Source organism: Laceyella putida, from assembly GCF_042665195.1.
In the GTDB taxonomy this organism is placed as follows: Bacteria; Bacillota; Bacilli; order Thermoactinomycetales; family Thermoactinomycetaceae; genus Laceyella; species Laceyella putida.
The window spans coordinates 38,816-57,851 of the sequence record NZ_JBHTBW010000085.1 but is presented as its reverse complement, the minus strand read 5'-3'; the positions used below and the strand labels follow the sequence as shown (position 1 = coordinate 57,851).

20 protein-coding genes are annotated in these 19,036 nt (G+C 49.9%); all 20 read left to right on the top strand.

Annotated elements, in window-relative coordinates; translation table 11 throughout:
- Positions 1-11: 11 nt before the first annotated feature.
- The 20 genes from rnmV to ACFQNG_RS20045 all read left to right on the top strand — a co-directional run bounded on the left by rnmV (position 12) and on the right by ACFQNG_RS20045 (position 19,014).
- A complete protein-coding gene (gene rnmV / locus ACFQNG_RS20140) occupies positions 12-599 on the top strand; it encodes a ribonuclease M5 (protein ID WP_379867696.1) in 588 nt (195 codons plus the stop codon).
- Positions 565-1,455, top strand: a complete 891-nt coding sequence (gene rsmA / locus ACFQNG_RS20135; RefSeq protein WP_379867695.1) for a 16S rRNA (adenine(1518)-N(6)/adenine(1519)-N(6))-dimethyltransferase RsmA — start codon at positions 565-567, stop codon at positions 1,453-1,455. Before rnmV ends, rsmA begins: the two co-directional genes overlap by 35 nt.
- 44 nt (positions 1,456-1,499) lie before the next feature.
- Complete coding sequence (locus ACFQNG_RS20130) at positions 1,500-1,973, top strand: ribonuclease H-like YkuK family protein (RefSeq protein WP_379867694.1); 474 nt, start codon at positions 1,500-1,502, stop codon at positions 1,971-1,973.
- A gap of 119 nt (positions 1,974-2,092) precedes the next feature.
- On the top strand, positions 2,093-2,374 hold the full coding sequence (locus tag ACFQNG_RS20125; protein WP_379867693.1) for a Veg family protein: 282 nt from the start codon (positions 2,093-2,095) through the stop codon (positions 2,372-2,374).
- A 122-nt stretch (positions 2,375-2,496) separates the two neighbouring features.
- Positions 2,497-2,676 carry a small, acid-soluble spore protein, alpha/beta type gene (locus ACFQNG_RS20120; protein WP_022738725.1) on the top strand — a complete coding sequence of 60 codons (180 nt, stop codon included), beginning with the start codon at positions 2,497-2,499 and terminating at the stop codon, positions 2,674-2,676.
- Positions 2,677-2,853: 177 nt separating this feature from the next.
- The gene (gene ispE / locus ACFQNG_RS20115; RefSeq protein ID WP_379867692.1) at positions 2,854-3,744 is read left to right on the top strand and encodes a 4-(cytidine 5'-diphospho)-2-C-methyl-D-erythritol kinase; all 891 of its coding nucleotides are present in this window, start codon (positions 2,854-2,856) and stop codon (positions 3,742-3,744) included.
- Between the two features lie 40 nt (positions 3,745-3,784).
- Positions 3,785-4,603 carry a pur operon repressor gene (gene purR / locus ACFQNG_RS20110; RefSeq protein WP_379867691.1) on the top strand — a complete coding sequence of 273 codons (819 nt, stop codon included), beginning with the start codon at positions 3,785-3,787 and terminating at the stop codon, positions 4,601-4,603.
- Positions 4,604-4,617: 14 nt separating this feature from the next.
- The gene (locus ACFQNG_RS20105; protein WP_379867690.1) at positions 4,618-4,995 is read left to right on the top strand and encodes a RidA family protein; all 378 of its coding nucleotides are present in this window, start codon (positions 4,618-4,620) and stop codon (positions 4,993-4,995) included.
- 99 nt (positions 4,996-5,094) lie between these two features.
- Positions 5,095-5,400, top strand: coding sequence for a septation regulator SpoVG (gene spoVG / locus ACFQNG_RS20100; protein WP_379867689.1), 306 nt, complete (start codon positions 5,095-5,097; stop codon positions 5,398-5,400).
- A 195-nt stretch (positions 5,401-5,595) separates the two neighbouring features.
- Entirely contained in the window at positions 5,596-6,981 is a 1,386-nt protein-coding gene (gene glmU, locus ACFQNG_RS20095; protein WP_379867688.1) for a bifunctional UDP-N-acetylglucosamine diphosphorylase/glucosamine-1-phosphate N-acetyltransferase GlmU, read from the top strand.
- A gap of 18 nt (positions 6,982-6,999) precedes the next feature.
- On the top strand, positions 7,000-7,947 hold the full coding sequence (locus ACFQNG_RS20090) for a ribose-phosphate diphosphokinase (RefSeq protein WP_379867687.1): 948 nt from the start codon (positions 7,000-7,002) through the stop codon (positions 7,945-7,947).
- Positions 7,948-8,140: 193 nt separating this feature from the next.
- On the top strand, positions 8,141-8,734 hold the full coding sequence (locus tag ACFQNG_RS20085; RefSeq protein ID WP_379867686.1) for a 50S ribosomal protein L25: 594 nt from the start codon (positions 8,141-8,143) through the stop codon (positions 8,732-8,734).
- 116 nt (positions 8,735-8,850) lie between these two features.
- Complete coding sequence (pth, locus tag ACFQNG_RS20080) at positions 8,851-9,423, top strand: aminoacyl-tRNA hydrolase (RefSeq protein WP_379867685.1); 573 nt, start codon at positions 8,851-8,853, stop codon at positions 9,421-9,423.
- Positions 9,424-9,554: 131 nt separating this feature from the next.
- Positions 9,555-9,785: an anti-sigma-F factor Fin gene (locus ACFQNG_RS20075; protein ID WP_379867684.1), complete on the top strand. Its 231-nt coding sequence runs from the start codon at positions 9,555-9,557 to the stop codon at positions 9,783-9,785.
- Positions 9,786-9,885: 100 nt separating this feature from the next.
- Positions 9,886-13,452 carry a transcription-repair coupling factor gene (gene mfd / locus ACFQNG_RS20070; protein ID WP_379867713.1) on the top strand — a complete coding sequence of 1,189 codons (3,567 nt, stop codon included), beginning with the start codon at positions 9,886-9,888 and terminating at the stop codon, positions 13,450-13,452.
- Positions 13,436-14,449, top strand: a complete 1,014-nt coding sequence (locus tag ACFQNG_RS20065) for a peptidylprolyl isomerase (RefSeq protein ID WP_379867683.1) — start codon at positions 13,436-13,438, stop codon at positions 14,447-14,449. The genes mfd and ACFQNG_RS20065 overlap by 17 nt, the downstream gene beginning before the upstream one ends.
- Positions 14,450-14,851: 402 nt before the next feature.
- Positions 14,852-15,394: a stage V sporulation protein T gene (gene spoVT / locus ACFQNG_RS20060; protein ID WP_379867682.1), complete on the top strand. Its 543-nt coding sequence runs from the start codon at positions 14,852-14,854 to the stop codon at positions 15,392-15,394.
- A gap of 94 nt (positions 15,395-15,488) precedes the next feature.
- Entirely contained in the window at positions 15,489-17,108 is a 1,620-nt protein-coding gene (locus ACFQNG_RS20055; RefSeq protein ID WP_379867681.1) for a putative polysaccharide biosynthesis protein, read from the top strand.
- A 44-nt stretch (positions 17,109-17,152) separates the two neighbouring features.
- Positions 17,153-18,634, top strand: coding sequence for a bifunctional methyltransferase/pyrophosphohydrolase YabN (yabN, locus tag ACFQNG_RS20050; protein WP_379867680.1), 1,482 nt, complete (start codon positions 17,153-17,155; stop codon positions 18,632-18,634).
- A gap of 86 nt (positions 18,635-18,720) precedes the next feature.
- Positions 18,721-19,014 carry an RNA-binding S4 domain-containing protein gene (locus tag ACFQNG_RS20045; protein WP_379867679.1) on the top strand — a complete coding sequence of 98 codons (294 nt, stop codon included), beginning with the start codon at positions 18,721-18,723 and terminating at the stop codon, positions 19,012-19,014.
- The last annotated feature ends 22 nt before the right edge of the window (positions 19,015-19,036 follow it).

Here is a 19,036-nt window from a genome sequence, read left to right as displayed (position 1 = left end):
AGGTACATTCATTGGCAGGTGCGAAGTTTAAGGAAGTCATCGTGGTTGAAGGACGCAACGATACATTGGCGATCAAGCGGGCCGTTCATGCGGATACCATTGAAACACGGGGGTCCGCCATTGGGGAGGAAGTCCTCGCGCAGATTAAACGGGCCCAAGCGAAACGAGGGGTGATCGTTTTCACCGATCCGGACCACGCGGGAGAGCGGATACGCCGCATTATTTCTCGGGAAATTGAGGGTGTAAAACACGCTTTTCTCACCCAGCACGAGGCTAGATGCAAACGCAAAGTGGGAGTGGAGCATGCCACGCCCGAGGCGATCAGAGCCGCGCTGCGGTCCGTCCGCACCGAATGGGTGGATGAGAGTGATGAACCGCCCCTCACTTGGGAAGAATATATCGAGCTAGGGTTTGTGGGACAACCGGCTTCCAGTGAATTGCGACAAGAGGTGGCAGAACTGCTTGGCATTGGGTACGGTAATGCCAAGCAGTTCTATCGTCGCCTGCAAGTGCTATGCATAACGAGAGAAGAGTTATTCCAGGCAATGGAACGTGTAAGAAAGGATGCAGTCGATGAATCACAAACCAATATCAGCTAGAACGAGGGAGCTGTTAAACACCTATGGCTTGACGCTGAAAAAGAGCTTGGGACAAAACTTCCTCACGGACTCCCATGTGTTGGACAAAATTATCCGCGCGGCCGGGCTTAGCCAAGAATCCGGAGTGATTGAGATCGGTCCGGGCATCGGGGCCCTGACGGAACGGTTGGCGGGCCATGCAGGCAAAGTCGTGGCGGTGGAATTAGACGGGCGGCTGGTTCCAGTTTTAAAAGATTTGTTTCAAAATCATCCACACGTGGAAATAATTCATGGGGATGCCTTAGAAGTGGATTTGGAGGCAATCATCCGGGAGCATTTACAAGACGCGGAAACGCTTCACGTGGTTGCCAATCTCCCTTACTATGTCACATCTCCCATTTTGGTTCGGTTGCTCACTGAGCGCTACCCGCTGACCAATATCGTAATCATGATCCAAAAGGAAGTGGCCGATCGGTTGGCGGCCAAACCGGGCACCAAAGATTACAGCTCGTTATCTGTGCTCGTCCAGTATTTTGCGGAAGCCGAGGAAGTGGCAAGGGTGCCAAGCCATGTGTTTGTCCCCAGACCGCAAGTGGATTCCGCCGTGGCGCGGCTGACGTTGCGCTCACGTCCGGCAGTTGACGTGAAGAATGAGGAATTGTTCTTCAAAGTTGTACGAGCCGCTTTTGCACAACGGCGCAAAACGCTTTTAAACACACTGCATGCCAATCTACTTCCCAAGGTAGATAAGGCACAGGTGGAAGAATGGTTAAAAGAAGCTGGGATTGATCCGAAGCGGCGCGGAGAAACACTCGACTTACAAGAATTCGCCACATTCGTCCAAGTAATCGATCAAAAATTGACAGCCCTACTGTGACACGCCTCTCGGGATCAAAATCTGATCCGATGGAGGTTTATTCCGTGAACTTTTTCCATCCTCGTCATGGAAGGCGCAGTTTGTCGCAGATGATTGCAGATATTCAGGCGTATATCCATGAAGATCCAACAGCAAATTATAAAATCGTAATCGGTACCGATTCGCAAACGAGGGAAAGAGAAACGATCTACGTGACGGCAATTATCGTGCAGCGGATTGGGAAGGGTGCGATCTTTTACTATACGAAAAAGCGTCATAAAGCGATGCGGGAGTTGCGCTATCGGATCTACCGTGAGACGGAATACAGTCTGGAGTTTGTTGAGTTGTTGAAGAGAAACGGTTTCTTTAGCTTCGCGGTAAATATCCCCATGGAAATTCACTTGGATGTAGGGCAGCAAGGAGAGACGAGAAAGTTGATTCAAGAAGTGGTTGGTTGGGTAACCGCAGTGGGGTATACGGCGAAGATCAAACCGGAATCTTTTGCGGCAAGCGCTGTGGCCGACCGTTTCACCAAGTAAAAATGGGCAAAAAAAGTATAAGTACCCGTTGACAGATTGTTTGTCTCCCTGCTATAATACGTAATTTGACTTTTCACCTTGCTTGTAGTATAATCTTCTATAAGTGAGGTGGTCGACCAATGGACAAAAACGCGCTTACAGAGATTAAATGTACTCTGGATAGCTACATTGGGGAGAAAATTCGTCTACGTGCCAATAGTGGACGTCGCAAGACAGTAGAACGGACGGGGATCTTAGAAGAGACATACCCATCTGTGTTCGTTGTCAAATTGGACGAAGACCATGCTTTTAGCCGTGTTTCTTATAGTTACGCTGATATATTAACTGAATCTGTGGAGCTGACTGTTTATCCGGCAGAGAGCGAACAGGTTCAAGTAAAATATGTAAAGACAACGCAATAAATGGAACACAGCTCTTGTGTTCTTTTTTTGTCACGTGCTGAAAGCGTTTGCATATAGATTCCTTTTTGGGATATACTACCTCTACCCTGGCTGACTTCTTGAATCCATAAGGAGGGATCGCCATGGCTCGTCGAGGTGTCATGTCGGAAGAGTTAAAAGTGGAGTTGGCTAAAGAACTTGGCTTTTATGATGTCGTCCAACGTGAAGGTTGGGGCGGAATCAAGGCGCGTGATGCTGGTAACATGGTCAAGCGAGCGATCCAACTGGCTGAAGCCCAGCTGGTAAACAAAGATTCAAGATAGGAAGGGTTTGAAGCTCAAGAGGAATGCCTCTTGAGCTTTTATTTTGCAAGGAGTTTGCTTCAGTGGAAAAAGGTTCATGATAAAATAAGGAAAATCATTAAGTTCGTATTGCAAATTCGCTGCTCTTCGCGTCACAATGGAGAATACATAAGTTGGAGAGAATAGGGGGAACGAGTGTTGTTTGTATCCGAGAAAGCACCAGCAAAAATAAACTTAACACTGGATGCACTCTTTAAGAGACCGGATGGATATCATGAATTGGAGATGGTGATGACCACGGTCGATTTATTTGATCGCATCGACTTATACGAAACGGAAAAGGCGATCACATTGGAATCCAGTTCTGGTTTGGTTCCCCAGGATGAACGGAATCTGGCATATCGAGCGGCGGCTTTACTTAAAGAAAAGACCGGGTGCAAAAAAGGGGTTCATATCTATATTGATAAACGCATTCCAGTGGCGGCGGGATTGGCGGGGGGAAGCAGTGACGCGGCGGCGACATTGCGTGGATGCAACCGGTTGTGGAAGTTGGGGTTATGTGATGCGGAATTGGCCGCGATCGGGGCGGAGATCGGATCGGACGTGCCATTTTGCGTATATTCCCATACCGCGTTAGCCCAAGGAAGAGGGGAGATCCTGACAGCTTTGCCTGCCCCGCCGTCGTGTTGGGTGGTCCTCGCCAAACCAAGCCATGGCGTCTCAACGGCGGATGTGTTTGGGAAGTTGCGGGTGGATGCCATTGAGGAACATCCAGAGACAAGGAGCATGATAGAAGCGGTGAAACAGCAAGATTATGAAGGAATAATCCGATACCTGGGGAATGTCTTGGAACCGGTGACCATGGACATGCATGAGGATGTGCGGAAGTTAAAGCAGAAGATGTTGCAATTTGGGGCAGATGGCGTCCTTATGTCGGGTAGTGGGCCCACCGTGTTTGCGCTGGTTAAGCAGGAATCCCGCGCCACAAGGTTAGTCAATAGCTTAAGGGGATTTTGTCAGCAGGTGTTTGCGGTACGAATGTTGGGTGTTCGACGCGAAAGTGTGCTTGATGAGATCCGAACAAAATGATATATTTCCATCAGGAATATTAGGACTTCGGAGGTTGGGAATGGAAAAGTGGAAACGGAGTGCCAGATTGGTCGATATTACTCGGCAGTTGCTAACGCAACCTTACCGTTTGATTCCGCTTACCACCTTTGCTGATCAATATCAGGCGGCTAAATCGTCTATCAGTGAAGATTTGGATATCATTCATGAGGTATTGCAGACGGAAGGCAATGGCCGGCTGGAAACGGTCGCAGGAGCGGCGGGGGGTGTACGTTACATACCAAGCATAGGCAAAGACAACGCACTCTCAGTGATCGGACAATTGTGCGAGAAATTGTCTAACCCTGAACGAATCTTGCCGGGGGGGTTCCTGTACATGTCGGATGTATTGGGCGACCCCACTTTGCTTGATGACATTGGGCGCATCTTTGCCAAGGTATTTGCGGGTCAACCGATTGATGTGGTGATGACCGTGGAGACGAAAGGGATTCCGATCGCCTATGCGACGGCTTCCTACCTTCGTGCGCCTGTGGTGATTGCGCGTTATGATTACCGGGTGACGGAAGGGTCGGTTGTGACGGTGAATACCGTTTCCGGTTCAAGCCGGCGGATGCAACAATTGTCTTTGTCCAAAAGGAGTTTGTCCGAAGGTTCCCGTGTGTTGATCATTGATGATTTCATGAAAGCGGGTGGCACCGTTCGTGGTATGATGGACTTGTTGACTGAATTTAGGGCAGAGGTGGTTGGCGTTGGAGTGATGCTGGAAGCTCCGGCGGAAGAACGGTTGGTTGATGAATATGTCTCGTTGGCGCAAGTGGCGGAAATCGATGTGAAAGAGAAGATGGTTCGCGTCGAGATTGGCAATGTATTTAACCGATAGGGGGAGAGCGACAGATGCTAGTGAAAGTGGAAACAAACAAAGCGCCTCAAGCGATTGGGCCTTACGTGCAAGCGATGGAAATGGGCGACTTGATCTTCACCTCAGGCCAGATCCCATTAACGCCCGCCGGGGAACTGGTGGATGGCGGAATCGAGGAACAGACGCACCAAGTGCTTAAAAACATTCAAGCAGTATTGGCCGCGGCGGGAAGCGATTTGAATCATGTGATCAAAACGACGCTGTTCATCAAAGATATGGATCAATTCCAAACAATCAATGGGATTTACGCCGAGTACTTCAGTGAGCACAAACCGGCCCGCTCCTGTGTGGAAGTGGCGCGTTTGCCTAAAGATGTATTGATTGAAATGGAAGTCATCGCGCGCAAAAGATGAGTAAAAAATTTCCATCATCCACCCATTTACAGGAGGAATTGGTTTCTCCATCTAGAATAGGTAATTTGAGTCATCATTGGAAATAGGTGGTGGAACCTGGTGGAAATTACTGATGTTCGTTTGCGTAGGGTGAATCGCGAAGGTCGTATGCGTGCAATCGCCTCGATTACGATTGATAGCGAATTTGTGGTTCATGATATTCGTGTGATTGATGGCAACAACGGCATGTTTGTCGCCATGCCATCCAAGCGCACGCCAGATGGGGAGTTCCGTGATATCGCTCATCCGATCTCTCCGCTCAGCCGCGAAAAAATCGAAGCGGCGGTGTTAGCTGAATATCATCGCGCTGGAGAAATGGAAGCGGAACATGAGCAAGTGGAAAATCATGCTCACATGGATGCGTAAGAATAAACGAGTAAAGGAAAGCACTCATCCTCTCTGGGGATTGAGTGCTTTTTGGTTAAATGGACCTCATTCCTCATTGTGCTTAAATAGTTCTTTTTTTATTTTACAGATGTTCAGAATTGAGTTGGTTGCAATAGCCATCTATTTGGGATATATTCAGGGAGGAAGTTTTGAGAAACGGGGGCGCTTTTTGTCATGCAACATATTTATGCCGTGATTTTAGCTGCGGGCAAGGGAACTCGTATGAAATCCAAGAAACATAAGGTTCTTCATTCCATCTGTGGCAAACCGATGATTGATCACATATTGGCGCAGTTGTCCCAGTTGGATGCAAAGAAAACCATTATGGTTGTAGGACATCTAGGAGAAAGTTTGCAAGAACATTTAGGAGAGCAAGTGCAGTTTGTGGAGCAGGAAGAACAACTGGGCACAGCCCATGCCGTGATGCAAACGGAGCCATTACTGAAGCAAGAAGAGGGCATTACGCTTGTTCTCAACGGGGATCATCCACTTTTTACCGCCAATACCTTAAAACAACTCCTTGAAACACATCACACTTCTGGGGCGGCCGCAAGCGTGCTTACGGCGACGATGGAAGACCCAACGGGTTACGGTCGCGTCGTGCGCCGGGCAGATGGCCAGGTTGACCGGATTGTGGAACACAAAGACGCAACGGAAGCAGAGCGGTTAATCAAAGAGATCAACACCGGCACTTATTGTTTCGATAATCAAAAGTTATTTTCCACTCTCTCTTTAGTTAATAATAATAATGCACAAGGTGAATACTACCTCCCTGATGTGATATCCATTTTGCGTGAACAAGGTCATAAGATTAGCGCGCAAGTGATCGGGGACGCCGACGAAGCAATGGGTGTTAACGATCGCATCCAGTTGGCGCAGGCGGCGAAGTTTATGCAAGCGCGCATTAACCGCGAACATATGAAAAATGGTGTGACCATTGTCGATCCGGAAAACACCTACATCGAAGCGGATGTTGTCATTGGCGCGGATACGGTGATTGAGCCGGGCACATTCCTGCGCGGGCAAACGGTGATTGGAGAAGGGTGTCACATTGGACCCAACGCCGATCTGACCGATGTGATCGTGGAAGATGAAGTCCGCGTTCGTTATGCCGTGATCGACGCCAGCCGCATTGCCAGCGAAGCGGCAGTGGGGCCGTATGTCTATGTCCGTCCGGGCACCGAGTTGGGGGAACAAACCAAAGTCGGTTGTTTTGTGGATTTGAAAAAGGCAAAGCTTGGTCGCGGTTCCAAAGTTTCCCATCTCGCTTATGTGGGAGATGCGGAAGTGGGGAAAGGTGTGAACGTGGGTTGCGGTGCGGTCACGGTCAACTACGATGGTGTGAATAAACATAAAACGGTGATTGAAGATGGGGCGTTTATCGGTTGCAATGTCAACTTGGTCGCTCCCGTTCGCGTTGAAAAAGGCGCTTATGTGGCAGCGGGTTCAACGGTTACCAAAGATGTGCCAGAAGACGCATTAGCGATTGCGCGAGAACGTCAAACCAACAAGGAAAATTATGTATCGCAATTGAAAAGCAAGCTTTCTAAGAACGAATAGATGGAGGAACGGTTGTTTATGCCAGAGGGAAAATCTCGCTTACAAGTGTTTAGTTGCAATTCCAATCCAGCCTTGGCGAAGGCGATATGTGATCATATTGGAATCCCCATGGGAAATGCCCATGTTGGCAAATTCAGCGATGGGGAAATCCATGTGAAGTTGGATGACAGTGTGCGTGGTTCCGACGTCTATGTGATCCAATCGACCAGTGACCCCGTTAACCAGCACCTGATGGAGCTGCTGGTCATGGTGGATGCATTGCGTCGCGCGTCTGCTGGCACGATCAATGTCGTGGTTCCATATTACGGTTATGCGCGCCAAGATCGCAAAGCGCGTGCCCGGGATCCAATCACCGCCAAATTGGTGGCCAACCTGATTGAAACGGCTGGCGCTGATCGGGTGATTACGATGGATTTGCACGCAACCCAAATCCAAGGATTTTTCAACATCCCCGTTGATCATCTGGTGGGGGTTCCCATTCTCGGTGATTACTTCAGAAATAAAGGTTTGTCCGATGTGGTTGTGGTTTCCCCAGACCATGGCGGCGTGATTCGCGCACGTCGATTAGCAGAGCGTTTGGAAGCGCCGATTGCCATTATCGATAAGCGCCGTCCGGAGCCAAACGTGGCGGAAGTGATGAATATCGTAGGGGACGTGAAGGGAAAAACCGCCATCATCATCGATGATATCATTGACACGGCGGGAACGATTACGCTGGCAGCCAATGCCTTATTGGATTACGGTGCTAAAGCGGTCTATACCTGCTGTACGCATCCTGTGTTTTCCGGTCCTGCCATTGAGCGGATCCGTGAATCCAACATTACCGAAATGGTGGTCACGGATACGATTCCGCTGCCGGAAAGCAAACAACTGGACAAAATCAAAGTGTTGTCCGTGGCTAATCTGATTGGGGAAGCGATCTTGCGCGTCCACAACGAGCAATCGGTCAGCACCCTATTTGATTAAAATTTATTCCCAAACGGGTGCGGGAAGACCGCCATATCCCGGGCAAAGGGCTTTATTCGCCGTCGGATGGTGATTGGAAAAGACGCAGCGGATCGAAGAAATCGCTTTCTTTGAAGAGGGTTTGTTCCGTCCATGTTTAAAACCTTCTATGAAGGGAAATATTCCTTTCATAGAAAGGGGTTGGATGGATAAGATGGCATGGTCCATTACTGCGAAAAAACGTGAAACCAACACACGAGGGTCCTTAAATGCATTGCGGAAAAGCGGTCAGATTCCTGGCGTGCTTTACGGACGCGGAATGGAACCGCAGCGGATCAGTGTGGATGAAGGGGAACTTCGGAAAGTGGCGGAAACCAAGGGACTATTACAAGTCAACTTAGGCAACGAGAGTCACCAAGTAATGGTTCGTGAAATCCAGGCAGACCCGATCAAGGCGCGATACCTTCACGTCGATTTTCAGCGTGTTGAGATGAACCAACCGATCACGACGGAGATTCCGCTTGTTTTGACCGGTGAAGCGGTCGGAGTGAAAAATGGGGGCGTGTTGGAACAACCCATTCGCTCCATTGAAGTGCGGGCATTGCCCAATCTGTTGCCATCTGAAGCGACATTGAAGATCAGTCAGCTAGATATAGGCGACTCCATTACCCTGGCCGCCTTAACTTTGCCGGATGGGGTGGAGTTGTTATCCGATAAAGACACGTCGGTGGCTTCGATCGTTCCTCCTGCCAAGGGAGAAGAGACCGAGAAAACACTTGAACCGGAAGGCGAGCAAGAAAACGAATAAGTTGTTTGCTCGGAATGAAAGGCGCAACCTTTGTTGTTGCGCCTTTTTTAACGGAAGTTGGAAGACGGCCGATACGGTGGAAAGGGCCGACAGGTGGATAAACGGAGGGAAAGAAGATGAAACTGATCGTCGGGCTGGGTAATCCTGGCATCAAATATGCTCAGACACGTCATAATATCGGTTTTTGGGTGATTGACCGACTGAGTGAAGAATGGGGTATTCCGGTTAATAAGGATAAATGGAAAGCGGAAGTGGGTGAAGGCGTGGTTCGGGGTGAGAAGGTCATCCTGATGAAGCCGCTCACGTACATGAATTTATCCGGGGAAGCCGTTCGCCCTGCCATGGATTGGCTAAAAGCTGATCTCGATGAGTTGGTGGTGATCTTTGATGATCTCGACCTGCCTCCAGGTCAGATTCGCTTGCGCCTCAAAGGCAGCTCAGGCGGACATAATGGAATGAAATCGTTGATTCAACATTTGGGCACAGATCAATTCAAGCGGATCAAAATCGGGATCGGACGCCCACAAGGAAGAATGCCTGTTCCGGACTATGTGCTCTCTCCCTTTCATAAAGCCGAGCTGGAAGCGATGGTGGATGCGGTGGACCGGACAGTGAAGGCAATCAATTGCTGGGTGGATTCGACGTTTTTAGAAGCGATGAATCGATATAACAGCAAGTCGCCCTCATGAACTTTCATGTGAAATTTAACTTTTATCCGTTCTTTAAACCAGAAGATGGTGCGGCCATGGTATGCCAAGGTATAACTCTCTACCCAGAGGCAATACTAAGAGCAAAGGATTGTTGTTTAGGAGGCATTGCCATGGCCATTTATTATGTGTGTCGTCATTGTGGTCTTCCGCTGGGTCATATCACGGATGGGCAAGTGACGGAATCGCAATTAGGGTTTGATCAGTTGACCCCGGAAGAACGGAAAGATATAATAACCAATGACATGGATGGAAACCAAGTGGTTAAAATCACCTGCGAATCTTGCCAACAAGTGTTGGAAGCAGACCCGGAGCGGGTGCTGTATCCTTCTCTTTACCACTGATGTCCTACACGCTTGTTATTAGGGTGCCATAATTTTTTCTGATAAATTAGAAAAAGGGCGGCCTTGGCTGTTGCTAGCTGAGGCTTCTTTTGTATTGAATATGTTAGAGGAGGAACGTTTGTTGATACCGTTGATCCATATATTTAGACAAGATCATGATTTTCAGTCGACAGTGACTGGGATTCAAGGCGGGCTGAAAGAACAGTTAGTGGCGGGATTAACAGGGACGGCTCGGATGATTTATGTGGCTGCGCTCTATCAAGAGTTGAAACGGCCGGTGCTCTTGGTGACGCACAATCTGAACCAGGCGCAAAAAGCGGCTGAAGATTTGCAAGAGTTGATTCCCAAGGAAGAAGTGCTTCTCTATCCGGCAAACGAACTGATCACGACCGAGATCGCGATGGCCGGTCATGAAACTTTGGGTGAAAGAGTAGATGTCTTATCCCGTTTGGCCCAAGGTTTCACTGGCGTGCTCATCGTGCCGTTTGCCGGCTTGCGCAAATGTTTCCCGCCGCACCGCATATTCGCGCAAAACCATCTATCGTTGAAAGTGGGGACGGTGCAAGAAATTGACCCCTTCGTGGAACAGCTGATAAAAATCGGCTATCAACGCGTGGATATGGTTGAGAAGCCGGGTGAATGCAGTGTGCGCGGTGGGATTGTGGATGTCTATCCGGTCAACTTCTCACAGCCGCTCCGCATTGAGTGGTTTGACGACGAAGTGGATTCGATCCGGCCGTTTTCGGTGGCGGATCAACGCTCCATCGACAAGTGGACGCAAGTGACGATCCCCCCTGCAAGGGAACTGTTCGCCACCCGCGAGCGGCTTTATCAGGCGGGGGAGCGAGTGGAAGCGCTCCTGTCCAAACGATTGGAGCAAGTAAAAGATACCAACTTAAAGCAAAAACTGTCCGAATCGATCGGTTATGACATTGAACAGCTGAAAACAGGGAGCTACTTCACGGGAGTTTATAAATATGTGGAGCAAATCTATCCGGAATGTGAGAGCCTGCTTCATTATATGCCGAAAGACGCGGTTGTCGTCATGGATGAACCGTCCCGGATTACCGAAAATGCCCGGCAAATGGAACGGGAAGAAGGAGAATGGCAGACCGCCCTTCTGTCCCAAGGGGAATTTTTGCCACAGTTGAAGATTTCGTTCAAGCTGGATGAGATGCTCATGAAAGTGGTGCACCAACGCATCTATCTCTCCTTATTTATGCGACAAATCCCTGGAATCCAACCGCAAAATGTCATTCAAATGATGTGCCGCAGCATGCAACAGTTCCATGGGCAGATGCATGTGCTCAAAGCGGAGTGGGATCGATGGGTCAAAGCCAACTACCGCGTTCTGTTCCTGGCGAGCAGCGAAGAGCGGATGGAGCGGTTAGAGCGGGTATTGGCCGATTATGGGATGGAAGTGTATCGCGATTCGGCGCTTCATCAACTGCTGCCGGCCAAGCCGACGGTGACGATCGGGGCATTGCAAGCCGGGTTTGAGATGGGGGGCATCCGCCTCGTCGTGGTGACGGAAGGGGAGGTCTTCACACAAAAGCAGCGCCGCACCCGTCGCAGCACAAAGTTGGATCATGCCGAAAAGATAAAAGACTACCAAGAATTGAAACCGGGCGACTATGTGGTTCATGTCAGCCATGGGATTGGGCGTTACATCGGCATCGAAACGCTCGAAGTGGCTGGGATGCACAAGGATTATATGCATATCCAGTATGCCGGCAATGATAAGCTGTATGTCCCCGTAGAGCAGATTGACCAGGTTCAAAAATATATTGGAAGTGAAGAGAAAGCGCCCAAAGTATACAGCTTGGGTGGTAGTGAGTGGAGCAAGGTAAAAAACAAGGTCCGTTCCTCGGTCCAAGACATCGCCCAAGATTTGATTGAACTCTATGCCAAGCGCCAACAGGCCAAAGGCTACGCGTTCAGTAAAGATACGCCTTACCAAAAGGAATTTGAGGCGATGTTCCCTTATGAAGAGACCCCGGACCAATTGCGTTCGATTGAAGAAATCAAAAAGGATATGGAAAGCGAACAACCGATGGACCGTCTCCTGTGCGGGGATGTGGGATACGGAAAAACCGAAGTGGCGATCCGGGCCGCTTTCAAAGCGACCATGGAAGGAAAGCAAGTGGCGGTGCTGGTGCCGACAACCATTTTGGCGCAACAGCATTATGAGACATTCCGTGAACGCTTTGCTGACTTCCCAGTACAGATTCGCGTGCTGAGCCGATTCCGCTCACGCAAAGAACAAAAAGAAACCTTGGAAGGGTTGAAAAATGGCACGGTGGACATCGTGATCGGGACGCATCGCCTGTTGTCCAAAGAAGTGGCCTATAAAGATTTGGGCTTGTTGATCATTGACGAGGAACAGCGTTTTGGCGTGAAGCATAAGGAAAAAATCAAAACGCTGAAGCATAACATCGATGTCCTCACTTTATCGGCCACACCGATTCCGCGGACACTGCACATGGCCATGATGGGCGTGCGCGACTTGTCTGTCATCGAGACGCCGCCGGAGAACCGTTTCCCGGTGCAAACCTATGTGCTGGAATACTCGGGCGCCTTGGTTCGTGAAGCGATTGAACGGGAAATGGCCCGCGGGGGGCAAGTGTACTTCCTCTACAACCAGGTGCAGAATATCGATCAGATGGCGGAGCAGATTCGGATGTTGGTGCCGGAAGCCCGGGTGGCCGTGGCCCATGGGCAGATGCAGGAAGCGGAACTGGAGAGAGTGATGTTGGACTTCCTGGATGGTGAATACGATGTGCTGGTAAGCACCACCATCATTGAAACGGGTGTGGATATACCCAATGTGAACACCTTGATCATCTACGATGCCGATAAAATGGGTTTGTCCCAGTTGTACCAGTTGCGCGGGCGTGTGGGCCGTTCCAATCGGATCGCCTATGCCTACTTCACGTACCAGCGGGATAAAGTGCTGTCTGAAACCGCGGAAAAACGCTTACAAGCGATCAAAGAGTTTACCGAACTCGGGTCCGGCTTTAAGATTGCGATGCGGGACTTGTCGATTCGCGGTGCGGGGAATCTGTTGGGGGCCGAACAGCATGGGCATATCGCGACGGTCGGATTTGAGCTGTACAGCCAGATGTTGAAAGAGGCTGTGGCTGAACTGCAAGGCAAGCCGACAGAAGCGGAGCCCAAAGAACCGACCATTGATCTCAATGTCGATGCATACTTGCCATCCGAGTATATCCAGGATGAGAAGCAGAAGATTGAATTGTATAAAAAAATCCGCGGCGTAACCACTTTGGAAGAAGTCAATGATCTCGAAGAAGAGATTGAAGACCGGTTCGGCGATTTGCCGGAGCCTGTGCAGATGTTGCTCAAGGTGGCCCAAATCAAAGCATATGCCATTCAATATGGGATCGATGCGGTGGAGCAGAAGGATGGGGAAATTACGCTCAAGTTGGAGCCGGAACAAAATGACCGGATCGATGGGCAAAAATTGTTTATGATTTCGCAGGATTTCCCTGGCAAGATCCGTTTCTCCACAGGGCAACGTATGGGTATCATATTCAAAACAAAAGGGATGTCTGCCAAAATGGCATTAGAAATGATTGAACAATTTTTGATAAAATATAGAGACGTCCCAAAATCGAAAGGAGCCAAGGAAAATGTTGCGACTGAGTAAATGGGTAAAAGGAGCGGCTACCATCTTTTTAGCGAGCGCGCTTGTGCTGACGGGCTGCGGTGGTGCTAAAGAAACCAGCAAAGACCAAACGAGCCAAGCAAGCCAAACCCCGACCGAATTTAAACCCCTGCCCACCAACAGCAACAAAGTGGTAGCGGAGTACAAGGGAGGCAAAGTGACGGAAGGCGAACTTAACCGTTACATCAATATTGTTGCCTTTTTGGATCCGCAACTTGAGATGATGATGGGCTCGATGAAAGATCAACAGAAGCAGATCAAGACGGAATTGTCCAAGGAAGTGGCGGCGCGGAAGTACATGGCCGAACGGGTCAAAGAAGATCCTTCCTACAAAGAAAAAACGGATCAAACCATGAAAGAATTTGAGAACTCCTTCAAAAACCAACCGGCCCAACAACAAAGCGGACAAAAACAGCCAAAAAGTTTGGATGAAGCGATCAAAGGCAAAGGCTTCACCAAAGCGGAACTGCAAGACTTCTTTTTCAACTTTCACAAGATGGACGCTTACTACAACGAGCAGTTGAAAGATGAGAAGTATGACTGGGTCAAAGTGCAACATATTCTGGTCTCCGTCAATGATGGACAAGCGGGGCAGCAACAAGGGCAAAAGCAACCCAAACGGACAGATGCCGAAGCGAAGAAACGCGCCGAGGAAGTGAAGCAGAAGCTGGAAGATGGCGGTGATTTCGCCAAGCTGGCCAAGGAATATTCCGATGATCCCGGTTCGAAAAACAGCGCGGGGATCATCGAAGGGGCGGCGGATCAATTTGTGCCGGAATTTGCGAAGGCGTCCAAAGAGTTGCCGCTGAATAAAATCAGCGACCCGATTAAAACCAGCTATGGTTACCATGTATTGAAGGTGTTGGACCGCAAACAAGAACCGTTGGCAAAAGCGGATGAACAAGTGAAACAACCGAAGAAACAAGAGATTTACGAATCTGTGGTGAAAGAGATCGGATTTAAATCGCTTTTGACATAGAGTGATGAAAGACAGGGTGAATGCGACACCCTGTCTTTTTTGCGTTAAACGGGTTTGGTATATAGGTTGTGGATGGAGGCGGACTTTGAGTCTGCGTTCCTTGGTCGCTTCGTCTGATGGAGGCTCCACCGCTTTGATCACTTCGCTGTCACCCTCAGGGTACAGGCAAAACCGCCTTCCATTTACCGGTTAATCGACACGACATGGATGGGAGCAGGGCGAAAATGTGGCTCTGCTTTTTATGTATGCTATTGTCGAATAAACTTTTGGAAGCAGAACAATACTATGGGCGGTAGGACAATTTCAACCAAAGTACACTTCCTGATTAATGAATCCTTATGGAAAGACGAAAGTGAAGTGCTGGGTTTTAGATAACATCAGATGAAAGAGAGGAAATTTCCTATGAAAGCAACCGGCATCGTACGTCGGATCGATGATCTAGGTCGTGTGGTGATACCTAAGGAAATTCGTCGGACGCTTCGGATTCGGGAGGGGGATCCGCTTGAGATTTTTGTAGATCGCGACGGTGAAGTGATTCTGAAAAAGTATTCGCCCATTGGTGAGCTGGGGGACTTTGCGCAAGAATACGCAGAAGCTCTTTATGAAAATATTCAATTCGCCACGGTCGTGTGTGACCGGGACAGTGTGATTGCTGTTGCGGGTGCCTCCAAAAAGGAATATATGGACAAGTCGATTGGTGATATCGTGGAATCTTGCATGGAACAGCGACGCACTCATCTGGAAAGCAATCCGTTGACCGTGGAGTTGTTCAAGGGAGTGCCGGAAGAATATCAATCCTATGTGGTTGTTCCGATTATTGCGGGTGGAGACCCCATCGGCGCCGTGATAATCTTTACCAAAAAAGAAGGAGAACGCTTGGGGGAATTGGAATCGAAACTGGCCGGTACAGCCGCTTCCTTCCTTGGAAAGCAGATGGAGCAATAGATTTGACTAGCAGGTGAATAAACCTGCTTTTTCTTTGCCAACCTTTTGCGCTCTTGTATAATGAAAAGCAATGTGACGTGAAGGGGGAGGCAGGATGTCCAAGGCGGAGCAATCGTTTGTTCGCGGTGCCGCCATTTTAGGCTTGGCGGCGTTGGTCAGCAAAATCTTAGGGGCCGTCTACCGTGTCCCCTATCAAAATATAACGGGTGACGAAGGCATGTATGTGTACCAGCAAGTGTATCCGCTTTACAGTACCTTGTTGATACTGGCGACAGCAGGATTCCCCACGGCGATCTCTAAGTTAGTGTCAGAGCGTTTGGCCGAAGGGGATTCAGAGACGGCGCGCCGGATTTTTCGCGTGGCCTCAGTCACATTGTTTTTGACGGGATGTTTATTCTTTGTCCTGCTCTTTTTTGGAGCGGAGATCATCGCCACTTGGATGGGGAATCGTCCATTGCTAACCATGCCCATCCAGTCGGTTTCATTTGCATTGGTTATCGTTCCATTTTTATCAGCCATACGCGGATATTTCCAAGGCCAGCAAAACATGATGCCCACCGCCACATCGCAAGTGATGGAGCAAGTGGTGCGGGTGGCCACCATCTTGTTGGCGGCTTGGTACTTTATGGAGGAAGGACTTGGCTATGTTTATGCCGGGGCGGGTGCTGTGTTTGGAGCCACGACCGGAGCCATCGCCGCATTCATCGTGTTGATGGTGTACTGGAAGAAGCGGGTCAAGTCCATATCAGCTGAACCGGGTGTCGCTCAAGCGCACTTATCCACCAGGCAGTTAGTGTTTCGCATATTGGCTTTATCCGTTCCCATCTGCATCGGTTCGCTTGTCTTGCCTTTATATTCGCTGGTGGATTCCTTTACGGTAGGGAATTTGCTCGTCGATATCGGATGGCAGATGGAGCGGGTGATTACGGGGAAAGGCGTGTTTGACCGCGGGCAGCCCCTGATTCAATTTGGTTCCTTTTTCGCGACGGCCATCGCTTTATCGATTGTGCCGGCGATTGCGGAAGCCAAAACATTGGGGCGTGAGGAAGAAGCGGCTGAGCGGGCGGCCTTGGCTTTGCGACTGACTTGGTTATTCGGTTTGCCTGCATCAGTGGGCTTGGCTGTGATCGCCCTGCCTACCAATGTGATGTTGTATAAAGATGGAGCGGGTTCGGACGCGCTGGCCATCCTCGCGTTTACGATCCTGTTTTCGACGCTCAGCTTAACTTCGGCTGGCATTTTGCAGGGATTTGGTCGTGTCTATATGCCTGCGCTCCACTTGTCGGTGGGTGTCGCTGTCAAATTGGCGGGCAATCTCCTGCTGATACCGTTATGGGATATCCGTGGTGCCGCCTTGGCCACCACAGTGGCTTATGCCTGTGCGGCCGGACTTAACCTCTGGGCGTTAAAGAGACATCTGCATGGGACGCTCAGGCAAACATTCCGTTTGGGAAAAAGTTTATGGTCCGCTTTATGGATGGCGATTGCGGTGGGTGGCGTCATGCTCGGTTTGGAAGCGGTCCTGGCTCCTGCGCTGGAGTATCGTTTGGCCATGACGACCACCTCGCTCACTTCCGTCATCACGGGAATCGTCGTCTATGTTTGGGCGTTATTCCGCTTTGGTGTGTTAACGCGGGCCGACTTGGAAAAGGTGCCCAAACTAAAAACCAAAGTGTTGCCTCTCTTGGATAAATGGCAGTGGCTGCGTTCGTAGAAGCGGCGTTGCATGACAAAAACATATGAGATAGGTGGGGGATCATGAACGGGAATATCGTGGTTGTCGGACTGGGATTTGGTGATGAAAAAGGTTTGACGCTGGGGACGTTGTCCGAGTTGGAGACTTGCGGGAAACTGATCCTGCGCACAGAGAAGCATCCGGTCGTTTCATGGTTGCAAACAAGGGGAATTCATTACACAAGTTTTGATGAGGTGTATGAGAAACATACCCAGTTCAAAACGGTATATGAGGAAATCGCGGAAACCTTGCTCGCCCATGCGGCGACTGGAGAAAGGGTGGTCTATGCGGTGCCTGGGCATCCCATGGTCGCCGAGCGGACCGTCCAATTGCTCTTAAGCGAAGGGGAGAAACGCGGGATCCCAGTCGATGTTCAGGGAGGCACCAGCTTCTTGGATGCGCTGTTTGCCAGTCTGAAGATCGATCCCATTGAAGGCTTTCAATTGTTGGATGGGAACGATCTCACCGCCTCCCGGGTCGACCCGCGGACACACATATTGATTGGACAAGTATATGACCGTTTGGTCGCTTCCGACGTGAAACTGACCTTGATGGATGTGTTTCCCGATGACCATCCCGTGACGATCGCCACCGCTTGTGGCGTTCCCGGATTGGAGAAGTTGACCACCCTTCCATTGTACGAGCTGGATCACGGTGACTGGTTTACGGATCTCACCTCCGTCTATGTGCCGCCCGTTACGGATGAACAGGCGCTCCACCGCCAATTCGCCACCCTTGTGGATGTGATTGCGACACTGAGAAGTCCCGAGGGCTGCCCGTGGGACCGCAAACAAACGCATGAGAGCTTGCGCCGTTACCTCATTGAGGAGGCTTATGAGTTTTTGGAAGCGGTGCATGAAGAGGACCATGAGGCGATGGCTGATGAGTTGGGGGATATTCTGCTGCAAGTGATGCTTCACGCGCAGATTGCCAGCGAAGAGGGCACATTTGATATCTATGAAGTGATTGAGCGCCTCAATGACAAAATGATTCGTCGCCATCCTCATGTTTTCGGCGAAGCCAAGGCGGATACGGCGGAAGAAGTGAAGGCGAACTGGGAACAGATCAAAGCGCAAGAGCGTGCAGGGGAAGAACAACCCTCTTCGGTTTTGGGAAAAGTGAACCAACATTTGCCTGCGTTGCTCCTGGCTTATGAACAGCAGAAAAAGGCGGCGAAAGTGGGATTTGACTGGGATCGGGTGGAAGAGGTGGTCAGCAAGGTGCATGAGGAATTGGATGAGTTGATGCGCACCGAAACCGCGGCCGAACGGGAAGAAGAACTGGGCGACCTCTTGTTTGCTCTAGTCAATTTGGCCCGATTCCTCAAAGTGGAACCGGAATTGGCCTTGATCAAATCATGCCAGAAGTTTGCCCGCCGCTTCCGATATATTGAAGAACAAGTGCACCGTCATGGACGCAAGTGGTCTAAGGTGACCCTGTCGGAAATGGATGGGTGGTGGGATGAGGCGAAGCGGGAAGAAAAGGGGAAACCTCACACCCAATAAAGGGTTTTCCCGCCAAGGAGAGAATTGTTCATATGATGGACGAACGATTGTGAAAAGTTTGGTACAGCCGAGGTGACAAACAACATATGCGACTGGATAAGTTTCTAAAAGTATCCCGATTAGTGAAAAGACGGACATTAGCCAAAGAAGTGTGCGACCAGGGACGGGCTGAGGTGAACGGCAAGCCGGCCAAGGCGGGGACGACTGTGGCTGTGGGCGATGAACTCAGCATCCGCTTTGGCAACAAACGGGTCACGGCGAGAGTGGAGAAGCTGCAAGAGAATGCGAAAAAAGAAGATGCCAGCACCATGTTCACGATCATTCGCGAAGAAGCGCTGAAAGCAGAAGAGGGAGAAGAACGGTCGGGTTCTAAATTTTAGTCTTTGTCCATATCATGTACCA

Excerpts from the sequence above, each read along its gene's own strand:
- rsmA (WP_379867695.1), top strand. The coding sequence starts at position 565 with ATGCAGTCGATGAATCACAAACCAATATCAGCTAGAACGAGGGAGCTG.
- ACFQNG_RS20125 (WP_379867693.1), top strand. The coding sequence starts at position 2,093 with ATGGACAAAAACGCGCTTACAGAGATTAAATGTACTCTGGATAGCTAC.
- ACFQNG_RS20120 (WP_022738725.1), top strand. The coding sequence starts at position 2,497 with ATGGCTCGTCGAGGTGTCATGTCGGAAGAGTTAAAAGTGGAGTTGGCT.
- purR (WP_379867691.1), top strand. The coding sequence starts at position 3,785 with ATGGAAAAGTGGAAACGGAGTGCCAGATTGGTCGATATTACTCGGCAG.
- ACFQNG_RS20105 (WP_379867690.1), top strand. The coding sequence starts at position 4,618 with ATGCTAGTGAAAGTGGAAACAAACAAAGCGCCTCAAGCGATTGGGCCT.
- glmU (WP_379867688.1), top strand. The coding sequence starts at position 5,596 with ATGCAACATATTTATGCCGTGATTTTAGCTGCGGGCAAGGGAACTCGT.
- ACFQNG_RS20090 (WP_379867687.1), top strand. The coding sequence starts at position 7,000 with ATGCCAGAGGGAAAATCTCGCTTACAAGTGTTTAGTTGCAATTCCAAT.
- ACFQNG_RS20085 (WP_379867686.1), top strand. The coding sequence starts at position 8,141 with ATGGCATGGTCCATTACTGCGAAAAAACGTGAAACCAACACACGAGGG.
- pth (WP_379867685.1), top strand. The coding sequence starts at position 8,851 with ATGAAACTGATCGTCGGGCTGGGTAATCCTGGCATCAAATATGCTCAG.
- ACFQNG_RS20075 (WP_379867684.1), top strand. The coding sequence starts at position 9,555 with ATGGCCATTTATTATGTGTGTCGTCATTGTGGTCTTCCGCTGGGTCAT.
- mfd (WP_379867713.1), top strand. The coding sequence starts at position 9,886 with ATGTTAGAGGAGGAACGTTTGTTGATACCGTTGATCCATATATTTAGA.
- ACFQNG_RS20065 (WP_379867683.1), top strand. The coding sequence starts at position 13,436 with ATGTTGCGACTGAGTAAATGGGTAAAAGGAGCGGCTACCATCTTTTTA.
- spoVT (WP_379867682.1), top strand. The coding sequence starts at position 14,852 with ATGAAAGCAACCGGCATCGTACGTCGGATCGATGATCTAGGTCGTGTG.
- ACFQNG_RS20055 (WP_379867681.1), top strand. The coding sequence starts at position 15,489 with ATGTCCAAGGCGGAGCAATCGTTTGTTCGCGGTGCCGCCATTTTAGGC.
- yabN (WP_379867680.1), top strand. The coding sequence starts at position 17,153 with ATGAACGGGAATATCGTGGTTGTCGGACTGGGATTTGGTGATGAAAAA.
- ACFQNG_RS20045 (WP_379867679.1), top strand. The coding sequence starts at position 18,721 with ATGCGACTGGATAAGTTTCTAAAAGTATCCCGATTAGTGAAAAGACGG.